The following is a 12,023-nucleotide window of genomic DNA, read 5'->3' on the forward strand; positions in this document are numbered from 1 at the left end:
GGCGGTCGTCGGGTCAGCCAGCGGAGACGCAGGGGCTGTCGCAGCCCGCGCGCTCCGTCGTCCGCGTCGCCGCAGCGCGTTCCGCAGCCCGCTCGGCCGCTCGCGCCAGCAGCGACACGTGCAGGTACCCCGCGTAGCCGCCGGGCGTCCGGCCGTCGCGCCGGCTCGAGGTGAGCACCTCGCCCGCGGCCGACGCCGTGATCCGCGCGCCGTGGGAGCGGAGCCGGGCGACCAGGTCCACGTCCTCGTGCTCGACGACCGCGGGGAAGCCGCCGGCCGCCGCGTACGCGTCCGCGCGCACGCCGAGGTTCGCGCCGTGGACGTGCCCGTTCGCCTCGCCGGGCACGCGCGTCGCCCGCCAGGCCGCGATCTGCGCCGGGCTGAGCGCCTCGAGCTCCGGCCGGACGGTGCCCACGACCACGTCGGTCCCGGCGTCCGCGAGCTGCAGCTGGCTGGTGATCCACGCGGCCGGCACCTCCGAGTCGGCGTCGGTGCACGCGAGCCACAGCTCGGCGTCCGCACCGTCCCAGCCGGCGCGCGCGGCGTCGACTCCCCGCGCCCGCGCGGCGCCGACCCGGCCGGCCGAGCTCTCGATGACCTCGACGCCGGCCGCCCGGGCGATCTCCGCGGTGCGGTCGCGGCAGTCGTCGGCGACGAGGATCACGCGCACGTCGACGCCCGCGGCCCGGGCGCGCTCCGCGGCGACCTCGACGGACGCGAGGCAGCGCCCGACGAGCGCCTCCTCGTCGCGCGCGGGGATGACGACCGCGACCGCGCGGATCCGCCGCCGCCCCCGCTCCGGCTCCTCCGCGCGGTCGGACGCGGCCGACGCCCCCGTCACCGGAGCCCCGTCCGGGCGGCGACCGAGCGCGGATCCGCCGACAGCACCTCGAGCAGGAAGTCGTCCTCCTCGTGCCGGAGGATGCGCGTCAGCCCGGGCACGCCGGCCAGCCGCGCGTGCACCTCGTCGCCCGAGCGGCGGAAGTCGCCCTCGGGGTGCCGCCAGTGGCAGGCGACCACGGTGCCGGAGGGGCCGAGCGCATCGGGCAGCGCCGCGAGCACGCGGTCGAGCGCGTCGTCGTCGAGGTAGTAGCCGACCTCGCTCATCACGACGAGGTCGAAGGCGCCCGCGGGCCAGTCGGCGCCCACGTCGCGCACCTCCACCCGCACGTGCGGGGCGTCGGCGAGCCGGGCACGGGCGCGCTCGACGGCGGTCGGGGCCACGTCCACGGCGAGGAGCTCGTCGACGCGCTCGGCCAGGCCCGCGCTCGTCACGCCGATGGAGCAGCCGATCTCGAGCGCGCGCCCGTAGCGCTCGTCGGGCAGCGCCGCGAGGGTCGCCAGGCGCTTGCGACGCTCGTACCAGCGGGTGGTGACGCGCCACGGATCCTCGTCGCGCGCGTACGCGGCGTCGAAGCGCTCGGCCGCGGACGGCGATCCGGCGGGCGTCGGCTCGGCGGAGCGGTCCGGGACGATGAGGACCTCCCGGTCGCGCTCGGCGTGCCGCAGGAACGCGGGCAGCAGCACGGCGCGGTCCTCGGGGGCGTCGGAGAGCGGCCGCACCTGGCTCGCGTGCGCGTCGATCGCGGCGCGCTTCGCCTGCCGCGCGGCCGGATCCAGCGGGAGCGCCCGCAGGTCGGCCCACGGCACGCGCGCGTCGTCGGGCGTCGCCCAGTGCCACATCCAGACGGGGTACTCGACGAGGCGGATGCCGCGCTCCGCCCCCTGCGCGGCCACCAGCTCGGCGACGACCTCGCCCGTGACGCGGTGGTCGCGGTGTCCGTCGCCGCGCCAGGGTGCCGCGACCCAGGTGCCCGCCGCCGCCTCGGCGACGAGCGCGGCGAGGTCCGCGCGCACGGCGTCGCGTGCCTCGCGCACACCGCCGTCGGGATGGCCGAGCAGCACCAGGTGCGCGCCGGGGGCGACCGCGTCGAGCGCCGCGCGGGCCTCGTCGCGGCGGATCGCGGCGAGCTCGGCGGGCGTGACGGTGGGGGATCCGGGGTGCGATGCCGCGCCGTCGGTCACGATCGCGAGGGTCACCGGCACGCCGCGGGCGGCGGCCGCGGCGAGCAGTCCGCCCGCGCCGACGGACTCGTCGTCCGCGTGCGCGGACACCACGAGCAGGGCCGGCACGTCGTCGAGGCGCAGCTCGGGGATGGCGTCCCAGCGCGGATCAGCGGGCCACACGTCCGCGTCGACGCCCGGCTCGCGCGCGTCGAACGCGACGCCGGTCGCGGGCGCGGCGTCACCCGGGCGCTCGACGGGCTCCCGCGCGGCCTCCCGCGCGACCTCCCGCGTCGCCGCCTCGACCAGCGCGCCGCCGAGCGACGCGTCGTCGCGCTCGGCGTGGTGCTGCCGCACGTACAGCTCGAGGTCGGCGACGCGCTTGGCGTGCACCGGATCCTGCGCGAGCGGCGCCGGTCCGAGCGCGTGCGCGACGTGCATCAGCGTCTCCTCGGCGGCGCGGGCGGCGATGCCGCGGACCCGCTTGGCGAGCAGCCGTCCCTCCTCGCCCTCCGCGAGGCCCCGGTCCACCAGCCGCGCGGCCTCGTCGAGGGCGCTGCGCGACGCGGCGAGGGCCGCGTCCACCGCGCCCAGGTGCATCAGCGTCAGGCGGTCGGCGCCCGGCCGCTCGGCTGCCGCCAGCAGCGTGCGGGCCAGCCCGACCGCGCCGCCGTGCCAGCAGGCGGCGACGCCGATCGCGCCCCAGTGGAACCCGGCGCGCTCGAGGTACCAGCCGGGGGCGCCGACGCGGCGCGCGGGCACGCCGGTCATCCGCAGCGGACCGCTCGGCACCTCGACGAGCCCCCGCGCCGCCCAGGCGCCGGGCACGACCTCCACGCCGGGGTGGTCGAGGCGCACCGCGTAGAGCGCGCGCGTCCCGTCGGCGGCCGTCGCGGTGATCAGCGCGTGCGACAGCGATCCCGCGAGCGAGCACCACGGCTTCGTCCCGGTCAGCACGGCGCCGCCGGGGGCGGGGGCAGGGCCGTCGGCCGGCCCGTCGCCGGCGTCCTCCGCCGGCACGGCCCGCAGCGGATCCCCGCCTCCCTCGGCCGCGAAGACCCCCCACGTGCCCGCGAGTGGATCCGCGGCGGCGCGCACGCCACCGGCCTCCCACTCCTGGTCGAGGATCGCGAGCGCGTCGAGGTGCGGCTCCACCGCCCGGGCGATCCCGAGGTCCGCGGCCGCGAGCGTGGCGAGCGCTTCCCACAGATCGCGCGTGCGCCCGCTGCCGGGCAGCGCGCCGTCGGCGCCCAGCGCCGCGGCGAGCTCGAGCGCGCGCTCCGTCGGCCACGCGTGCGCCGGGCCGTCCGTCGCGGCGAGCGCTGCGACGACCCGCCGCGTCGCCGGGCCCGGCGCGTCCTCCGCGAGCGGCACCGCCGTCGACGCGAGCCGGACCCGGATGCTGGGGAGTGCGGGGAGGATGCGGTCGCGCGGGGAACCGGAGGTCACAGGGGGTGGATCCACTTCGTCGGTCGGTCGACCGGTCGTCGACCGGCGTCTCCCTTCGAACCTACAAGCGTCGCGTCCGTGGTGACGCGGTGCTCCGTCCCGGGTGTGCCGCGGGCGCGATCGTGGCGGACGTCCGCGGGGATGTGGGACCCTGGCGGCAGGGAAGGGGCGCGATCCGCCCGCCCACGCACGACTGGAGGGGACCACCATGACCGAGCACGCCACCGAGCCGTCCGAGTCGATCGACCCGACCGCGTCCGCACCTGACGCGCAGCCCACCCCCGAGGCGGTCGAGGAGTTCGAGCGCCTGGCCGTCCTCCGCATGGGCGGCGAGGACATCGAGGGCGCTCTCGACGCCCTCGCCGACGAGGAGGCCCGCGACGTCGCCGAGGTCGCCATCGACCGCGTCGTCCGGAACTACGAGAACCTCTAGCCCCAGCCGCAGCCGCGCGCGTCCACCCGGCGGACGGGCCGACCCGCGGCGGGCACGACCGGCCTAGTGCCCGGTCAGCCGCGCGATCAGCTCGCGGTACCGCGCCGCCGTCCGCTCCACGATCTCGTCCGGCAGCACGGGGGGCGTGCCCGTCCGGTCCCAGTTCGCGGCGAGCCAGTCGCGCACGATCTGCTTGTCGAAGCTGTCGGTGCGGTTGCCGGTCGCGTACGCCTCGGCATCCCAGTAGCGGGACGAGTCGCTCGTGAGCACCTCGTCCGCCAGCGTCGTGATGCCCGTGCGCGGGTCGATGCCGAACTCGAACTTGGTGTCCGCGAGGATCACGCCGCGCTCCTCCGCGATGGCCGACGCGCGGCGGTACACGTCGAGCGAGAGGTCGCGCAGCCGCGCCGCCTCCTCGTGCCCCACGAGCTCCTCCGTGCGGGCGAACGTGATGTTCTCGTCGTGCTCGCCCTGCGGCGCCTTCCAGGCCGGCGTGTAGATGGGTTCGGGCAGCCGGTCGCCCTGCTGCAGGCCGGCGGGCAGCGGGATGCCGCACACCGTGCCGTGCTCGCGGTACTCCTCCCAGCCGGATCCGGCGAGGTAGCCGCGCACGACGCACTCGATGGGCAGCATCTCGAGCACGCGGCAGAGCATCGCCCGGCCCCGGACGGGCTCGGGGACGCCGATGCGCGCCAGGGTGTCGCCGTCCACGAGGTGGTTCGGCACGTCGAGGCGGTCGAACCACCACAGGCTCAGCTGCGTGAGGAGCTCGCCCTTGCCGGGGACGCCCGGCTCGAGCGCGAAGTCGTAGGCGCTCACGCGGTCGGTCGCGACGACGAGCACGTGCGGCTCGCCCTCGAGCGCCCGGTCCTCCGTGTCGTCCATGGCGGGGCTGAAGAGCTCGCGCACCTTGCCCGAGTAGGCGTGCTCCCAGCCCGGCAGCTCCCACTCGGAGGCGTGCCCGGCCGGCACGGCGCCCGTGGGGACCGCGCCGCTCATCGGATGACCTGCGCCGCGATGTCGGTGCGGTGCTGGGCGCCGTCGAGCGATATCCGCCCCACCGCCTCGTACACCCGCGACCGCGCCTCGTCGAAGCCCGCGCCCGTCGCGACCACGCTGAGCACGCGCCCGCCGGTGGCGACCAGCCCGGCGTCGGACTCGGCGGTGGCGGCGTGCGCGATGCTCACGCCCTCGACCCGGCCCGCCTCGTCGAGGCCCGTGATGACACGGCCGGTGCGCGGCGACTCGGGGTAGCCCTCGCTCGCGAGCACGACCGTGACGGCCACGTCGTCGGAGAACTCCGGCCGCGGCACGCCGCCGAGCTCGCCGGACGCGGCGGCCAGCAGCAGCCGCGAGAGCGGGGTGACGAGGCGCGGCAGCACGACCTGCGTCTCCGGATCCCCGAACCGCGCGTTGAACTCGATGACCCGGATGCCGTCCGACGTGAGGATGAGGCCGCAGTAGAGCAGGCCGATGAACGGCGTCTGCTCGGCGGCGAGCTTCCGCACGGTGGGGAGCGCGATGGTGTCGATGACCTCGTCGACGAAGCCCTCCGGCAGCCACGGCAACGGCGAGTACGCGCCCATGCCGCCCGTGTTCGGTCCCGCGTCCCCGTCGCCGAGGCGCTTGTAGTCCTGCGCGGGGGAGAGGGGCAGCACGTCGTGCCCGTCGGAGAGGAGGAAGAGCGACACCTCCTGGCCGGCGAGGAACTCCTCGACGAGCACCGTGCCCTGCCCGAGGTAGTGGCGGGCGTGCTCGAGGGCGAGCGAGCGGTCGGCCGTGACGAGCACGCCCTTTCCCGCGGCGAGCCCGTCGGCCTTGATGACGTAGGGAGCGCCGTACTCGTCCAGCGCGGCCTCGACCTCGTCGACGGTGCCGGCCTGGGCGGCGCGGCCGGTGGGCACGCCCGCCTCCTCCATGATGCGCTTGGCGAAGGTCTTGGACCCCTCGAGCGCGGCGGCGGCGCGGCCCGGCCCGAAGACGGGGACGCCGCGGGTGCGGAGCGCGTCGGCGACCCCGGCCACGAGCGGCGCCTCGGGCCCCACGACGACGAGCTCGAAGCCCTCGGCGAGCGCGTGCTCGGCGACGACGACGGGGTCGTCGATGTCCATCTTCACGACGGGCACGTCCCGCGCGATGCCCGCGTTGCCGGGGGCGGCGACGACCTCGTGCCCCGCGTCCTCCCGGAGCAGGGCCGTGACGATGGCGTGCTCGCGCGCACCGGAACCGAGTACCAGGATCTTCACGCCCCCACCCTATCGACGCGGTGCCCGGCGGACGGGGCTCGCGCGGCGCCCTGCGGAGACGCGCATCCGCGCCCCGGGTGCACGAGGCGCGGACGGCGGGAGGCCGACCCGCCGCGGGTACGGTCCGGGTCGGCTCCCTGCCCCTCCCGACGTCGTTCGGGTCCGTCGGGAGGCGCATCGTCCGATCCGTCGACGCCCGGGAAGGCGGCGGCGGGGGACGCCGTGCGGTGCCCCGCGGGTGATGTCACCGCCGGGCACTTCCATACACGGTAATGGATGTCCCCCTAAATGCGGACTCCTCCCGGCGCCCCACTTGGAGGGGCGCGCGGGGTCGGTGAGCCCGCCGGCTCTGGCATCCTGGGGCGATGGCCAAGGCGCGCATCCACCCCACCGTCGGACAGCCCGCCGTGCGGGCCGCGCTCGCCGCGGGGGCGGACGCCGACCGCGAGACGCGCGCCACCGCCGTGCGCTTCCTGCTCCAGTCGCTGGCCGACCTCGCGCCCGGCGGCACCGTCGAGGTCCGCGTGCCGCCGTTCGGCGCCGTGCAGTGCATCGAGGGGCCGGGCCACACGCGCGGGACGCCGCCCAACGTCATCGAGACCGATCCCGCCACCTGGATCGCGCTCGCCACCGGCGGCCTCGCCTGGGACGCGGGCGTGGAGGCGGGAGCCGTGCGCGCGTCGGGCCTCCGGGCGGATCTCCGCGGCCTCCTGCCGGTGCCGTGGCAGCTGCCCGCCGACCGCTGAGCGGATGCGGCGCCGTCCGCGGGGCGCCCGGTCCGCCCTGACGGGCCACCCGGGTCGCCGGGTGTCCGGGGCGCGGGGGATGATGGACCCATGACCGACGCCCGACCCCAGCCCGACGACGAGCGCCGCACCGAGGTCCTCGTCCGGCGCTCGCCCCGCTACTTCCGCTTCATGGGCGTCGGCGCCGTGCTCGGCATCGTCGTGGCCATGATCCTCACGCTCACGTTCCCCGCCAACGCCGAGTTCTCCGAGGCGCAGGTGCTCGCGTTCCTGGCGCTGTTCGCGGTCGTGCTCTTCGGCGGGCTGGCGGCGCTCCTCGCGCTGCTGCTCGACCGCGCGGCGTCGCGCCGCTCCCGGGTCCTCACGGCCGAGCGGGAGCGGGGCGAGCCGGGCGCCTGACCCGCGTCGCGGATCCGCGCGGCCCGCCCTCCACGCGCGCCGATCAGCTGAGCTGCGTGCGCTCCAGCCAGGACAGGTACTCCGGCGTCACGTTGCCGGTGATGTACTCGCCCGTGAAGCAGCTCATCTCGAGGTCCTCGACGCCCGTCGACCCCTCCAGGATGGCGTCCCGCATGTCCGCGACCTCCTGGTAGATGAGGTGGTCGGCGCCGAGCTCCTGCGCGATCTCGGGGATCTTCCGCCCGTGCGCGATGAGCTCCTGCCTGGACGGCATGTTGATGCCGTACACGTGCGGGTAGCGCACCGGCGGCGCCGCCGAGGTGAAGGTGACCTTGTTCGCGCCCGCCTGCCGCGCCATGTCCACGATCTCGCGGCTGGTCGTGCCGCGCACGATGGAGTCGTCGACGATGAGGATGTTCTTCCCCTTGAACTCCGAGCTCATGGCGTTGAGCTTCTGCCGCACCGACTTCTTGCGCTGCGCCTGGCCCGGCATGATGAAGGTCCGGCCCACGTAGCGGTTCTTGTAGAAGCCCTCGCGGTACTCGATCCCGAGCGTCTGCGCGACCTGCATGGCGGACGGCCTGGACGAGTCCGGGATCGGCATGACCACGTCGATGTCGCCCGCCGGGCTGTGCTCCGCGATGGTGGCGGCGAGCCGGTTGCCCATGCGCAGGCGCGCGTCGTAGACGCCGATGCCGGACATGACCGAGTCGGGCCGGGCGAGGTACACGAACTCGAAGGCGCAGGGGATGAGGCGCGGCGTCGGGTGGCACTGGCGCGCGTGCATCTCGCCGTCCATCGTGATGAACACGGCCTCGCCGGGCGCGACGTCGCGCACGATCTCGTAGCCCAGGGACTCCATGACGAGCGACTCGCTCGCCACGACCCACTCCATGCGGCCGCCCTCGAGCTCGCGGCGGCCGAGGGTGAGCGGGCGGATCCCGAACGGGTCGCGGAACGCGAGCATGCCGTGCCCCGCGATCATCGCGATGGACGCGTACGAGCCCTCGACCCGCTCATGGACGCGCTCGACGGCGGTGAACACCTGGTCGGGATCCAGCGCCATGCCGGACACCTGCGACTGCAGCTCGTGCGCGAGCACGTTGACGAGAAGCTCGGTGTCGGAGCTCGTGTTGGTGTGCCGGCGGTCCACGTGGAAGAGCTCCTGCGCGAGCTCCCGCGTGTTCGTGAGGTTGCCGTTGTGCACCAGCACGATGCCGTAGGGCGCGTTCACGTAGAAGGGCTGCGCCTCGTCCTCGTCGGCGGCGCTGCCGCGGGTGGCGTAGCGCACGTGGCCGAGGCCCATCGTGCCGAGCAGCGAGCGCATGTCGCGGGTGCGGAAGGCCTCGCGGACCTGGCCGCTCAGCTTCTTCACGTGGAAGGTGTTGCCCTCCGCGGTGGCGATGCCGGTGGAGTCCTGACCGCGGTGCTGCAGGAGCAGGAGGCTGTCGTAGACGAGTTGGTTGACGGGTTCGGACGATACGACGCCGACGATGCCGCACATGCTTCGGCTGACTCCTGAAGAGTAGAAGAGGTGGGGGAGCGGCCAGTCTCCCACACGGGAGCGACGCGCCCGGCCGCTACTCTGTGTCTCGTGACCACCAAGAGCTCCTATGCAGAGGCCGGCGTCGACACGGAGGCCGGCGATCTCGCGGTCCAGCTGATGAAGGAGGCCGTCTCCCGCACGCACGGCCCCGAGGTGGTCGGCGGCTTCGGCGGGTTCGCGGGGCTGTTCGACGCGAGCGCCCTCACGCGCTTCCGCCACCCGCTCCTCGCGACGTCCACGGACGGCGTCGGCACCAAGGTCGCCATCGCGCAGGCGATCGACAAGCACGACACCATCGGCCAGGACCTCGTGGGCATGGTCGTCGACGACATCGTCGTGGTCGGCGCGCGCCCCCTCTTCATGACGGACTACATCGCGTGCGGCAGGGTCGTGCCGGCGCGCATCGCCGACATCGTCGCCGGCATCGCCCGCGCGTGCTCCGACACCGGGACCGCGCTCGTCGGCGGCGAGACGGCGGAGCACCCGGGCCTCCTCGGCCCGGACGACTACGACGTCGCCGGTGCCGCGGTCGGCGCGGTCGAGGCGGATGCCGTGCTCGGCGCGGAGCGCGTGCGCGACGGCGACGTCGTGCTGGCCCTCGCATCGAGCGGCCTGCACAGCAACGGCTTCTCGCTCGTGCGCCACATCCTCCGCGTCGCGGGCATCGGGTTCGGCGACACGTCCGCCGAGCTCGGCGGCGTGGTGGGCGAGGTGCTCCTCGAGCCGACGCGCCTCTACACGACGCCGCTGCTCGACGTGCTCGCGCAGCCGGAGCTCGGCCCGGCCGTGCACTCCATCACCCACGTCACGGGCGGGGGCATCGCCGCGAACCTCGCGCGCGTGCTGCCGCGCGGGTCCTTCAGCGAGGTCGAGCGCTCCACCTGGTCGCCGCCCGCCGTGTTCCGCGCGCTGTCGGGCATCGCCGGCTCGACGCTCGAGAGCGCCGAGGGCACGTGGAACCTCGGCGTGGGGATGTTCGTCGTCGTCGACCCGGCCGCCGCCGAGGGCATCGCGCAGGCGCTCACCGCCGCGGGCATCCCGACGTGGGAGGCCGGGCGCGTGGCGATGGGCGAGGCGCCCGCGGGCACCGGGTTCGAGCAGGGCGCGAAGGGCGTGGACGGCGGGGCCGTGCGCCTCACCGGCCGCTACCGCGACTGATCCGCCCGCCTTCGAGGCGCCCGGGACGTCGACAGCCCGCGCCCCGCGTGTGCGGGCACCGGGCGCGACGGCACCGGGCGCACGTGAACGGACCCGCCTCGCGAGGAGACGGGTCCGCAGCTCACCCGGCTCTCGCCGGGGATGGGATCAGGCGCGCTTCTGCTCGTCGCCCGGGACGTAGGCGTCCGGCTCGTCGGCGTACTCGTCCCACTTGGCGGCCTCGGCCGCGTACTGCTCGTCGACCGCCCCGTGGGTGGTCAGCTCACGCTCCAGCTGCGTGTAGTCCACATTGGGACTGAACGACTTCAGCTCTCGCGCGATCTTGGTGTGCTTAGCTTTTTGACGGCCGCGCCCCATGCGAGACCCCCTTACGACTCAGGCCCCGACGGGCGGCGACAACGCTGGAAACAGCGGACAGGGATTGGAGAAAACCTAGGGGCTACCCTAACATGTGGCCTCCGGCGTCCCGGGCGTGTCCTCCCGCCGGACGCTCCTGGCCGCATCGTACGGCTCCGCCCTCCGCACGGGATCCGCGCGGGAGCGGGCGCTAGCCTGGCAGTCCCATGAGCCGCGCACCCGCCGAATCCCAGGTCGTGGTCATAGGTGCCGGGCAGGCCGGCCTCTCCGTGGCGTACCACCTGCAGCGGCTCGGGCTCCGCATGGGCACCGACGCCGTCGTGCTCGACCGCGGGCCGTCCACCGGCGGCGCGTGGCAGCACCGCTGGGCGGCGCTCCGGCTGGGGTCCGCGCATCGCGTCGCCGACCTCCCCGGCATGTCGCAGCTGGGCCTGTCGTTCGCGACGGCTGACCGGATGCGGCCCGCACGGGACGTCGTGCGCGAGCACTACGCGCTCTACGAGGAGCGCTTCGACCTGCGCGTCGTGCGGCCGGTCGAGGTGCGCGCGGTGCTCGACGCCGACGTACCGCCGCCCACGGCCTCACGGCGTCGCGCCGCGCATCCGTCGGACGGCGTGCGGCCGCTCCTCGTCCGCGCCTCCGACGGCGATCGCGTGAGCCGGCTGGTCGTCAACGCCACCGGCACCTGGGGCGCGCCGTTCGTGCCGTCCTATCCCGGGCTCGCGTCGTTCCGCGGTCGCCAGCTGCACACGTCCGGCTACCGCTCGGCGGCGGATCTGCGGGGCCTGCGCGTGCTCGTCGTCGGCGGCGGCACGTCGGCGATCGGCTTCCTGCTGGAGCTCGAGGGCGTCGCCGCGCGCACCATGTGGTCCACCCGCCGTCCCGTCGACTTCCTGGAGGCGGGCGAGCTCGACGTGGAGGCGGCCGTCCGCGCCGTCGACCTGCAGGACCGGGCGGCCCGGGCCGGCGAGGCCCTGCCGAGCATCGTCAGCGGCACGGGCGTACCGCGCACCCGGCGCATCGCCGCGGGCATCCAGCGCGGCCTCCTCGCGAGCCGCGGCCCGATCATCCGCTTCGAGGAACGGGCCGTGGTGTGGGCCGACGGCGCACGGGACGAGGTCGATGCCGTGATCTGGGCCACGGGCTTCCGTCCCGAGATTCGCCACCTGGCACCGCTCGGGCTGCGGGAGAAGGAGGGCGGCGTGCGCGTCGAGTCCGGTGTCTCCGAGCGGGACCCGCGGGTGTTTCTCGCGGGCTACGGGCCGCAGGCGTCGACCATCGGCGCGAACCGCGCGGGCCGCCGCGTCGCCCGGCAGGTCGTCGCCGCGCTGGGCTGAGGGGCGGCGCTGGGCTGAGGGGCCGCGCGCGTCGCGCTGCCCCAGGGCGTCGGGGAGTCGCGGGGGCCCGCGCCGTCTGCGGGAACTCGCGGCGCGTGCCCCCGCCTCGATCCGGACCTCACGGGTCGGCCCGGACGTCGACCGGCCGGCTCGGTGCGCATCGGCGTCGATGCGTCCGTCGTCCGGTCGGGCCCGCACGACCTCCCGGGGTAAGAGTTCGTGCACCAACGACCCTACATCCGTGTCCCCCTTTTCGAGGACACCCGTCCGTCCGGCGTGGCCCGCGACCTGCCCGGGAGCACGCGCGAGGGGAGCCGGGTCGCGCGACCCGACCCCCCTCCGGAGCGC

11 protein-coding genes are annotated in these 12,023 nt (G+C 75.6%); 5 read left to right on the forward strand and 6 right to left on the reverse strand.

The genetic code is table 11. The annotated features are described in order from the left end of the window. Positions 1-13: 13 nt before the first annotated feature. Positions 14-841, reverse strand: coding sequence for a glycosyltransferase family 2 protein (locus ACU4ZT_RS03670; RefSeq protein ID WP_414748330.1), 828 nt, complete (start codon positions 839-841; stop codon positions 14-16). Then, a complete protein-coding gene (locus ACU4ZT_RS03675; RefSeq protein ID WP_445337945.1) occupies positions 838-3,453 on the reverse strand; it encodes a PIG-L family deacetylase in 2,616 nt (871 codons plus the stop codon). The genes ACU4ZT_RS03670 and ACU4ZT_RS03675 overlap by 4 nt, the downstream gene beginning before the upstream one ends. A 208-nt stretch (positions 3,454-3,661) precedes the next feature. On the opposite strand from ACU4ZT_RS03675, the gene ACU4ZT_RS03680 reads away from it, so the two are divergent. Further along, a complete protein-coding gene (locus ACU4ZT_RS03680) occupies positions 3,662-3,886 on the forward strand; it encodes a hypothetical protein (protein ID WP_063070178.1) in 225 nt (74 codons plus the stop codon). 63 nt (positions 3,887-3,949) lie between these two features. Here the strand turns inward: ACU4ZT_RS03680 and ACU4ZT_RS03685 are convergent, their stop codons facing one another. After that, positions 3,950-4,885: a phosphoribosylaminoimidazolesuccinocarboxamide synthase gene (locus ACU4ZT_RS03685; protein WP_445337947.1), complete on the reverse strand. Its 936-nt coding sequence runs from the start codon at positions 4,883-4,885 to the stop codon at positions 3,950-3,952. Next, a complete protein-coding gene (gene purD / locus ACU4ZT_RS03690) occupies positions 4,882-6,132 on the reverse strand; it encodes a phosphoribosylamine--glycine ligase (protein WP_063070180.1) in 1,251 nt (416 codons plus the stop codon). The genes ACU4ZT_RS03685 and purD overlap by 4 nt, the downstream gene beginning before the upstream one ends. A gap of 365 nt (positions 6,133-6,497) precedes the next feature. Between purD and ACU4ZT_RS03695 the strand changes: the two genes are divergently transcribed. Continuing rightward, positions 6,498-6,878 (forward strand): sterol carrier family protein, encoded by a 381-nt coding sequence (locus ACU4ZT_RS03695; RefSeq protein WP_063070181.1) that lies wholly within the window; start codon positions 6,498-6,500, stop codon positions 6,876-6,878. Positions 6,879-6,968: 90 nt separating this feature from the next. Next, positions 6,969-7,277 carry a hypothetical protein gene (locus tag ACU4ZT_RS03700; protein WP_414748326.1) on the forward strand — a complete coding sequence of 103 codons (309 nt, stop codon included), beginning with the start codon at positions 6,969-6,971 and terminating at the stop codon, positions 7,275-7,277. 43 nt (positions 7,278-7,320) lie between these two features. Here the strand turns inward: ACU4ZT_RS03700 and purF are convergent, their stop codons facing one another. After that, the gene (gene purF / locus ACU4ZT_RS03705) at positions 7,321-8,781 is read right to left on the reverse strand and encodes an amidophosphoribosyltransferase (RefSeq protein ID WP_063070183.1); all 1,461 of its coding nucleotides are present in this window, start codon (positions 8,779-8,781) and stop codon (positions 7,321-7,323) included. A 90-nt stretch (positions 8,782-8,871) separates the two neighbouring features. Between purF and purM the strand changes: the two genes are divergently transcribed. Next, entirely contained in the window at positions 8,872-9,981 is a 1,110-nt protein-coding gene (purM, locus tag ACU4ZT_RS03710) for a phosphoribosylformylglycinamidine cyclo-ligase (protein ID WP_445337950.1), read from the forward strand. 147 nt (positions 9,982-10,128) lie between these two features. Here the strand turns inward: purM and ACU4ZT_RS03715 are convergent, their stop codons facing one another. Beyond that, entirely contained in the window at positions 10,129-10,338 is a 210-nt protein-coding gene (locus ACU4ZT_RS03715) for a DUF3073 domain-containing protein (protein ID WP_012037444.1), read from the reverse strand. Between the two features lie 206 nt (positions 10,339-10,544). Here ACU4ZT_RS03715 and ACU4ZT_RS03720 point away from each other — a divergent pair, with 206 nt between their 5' ends. Further along, entirely contained in the window at positions 10,545-11,675 is a 1,131-nt protein-coding gene (locus tag ACU4ZT_RS03720) for an FAD-dependent oxidoreductase (RefSeq protein WP_445337953.1), read from the forward strand. The last annotated feature ends 348 nt before the right edge of the window (positions 11,676-12,023 follow it).

Source organism: Clavibacter davisi (assembly GCF_052751415.1).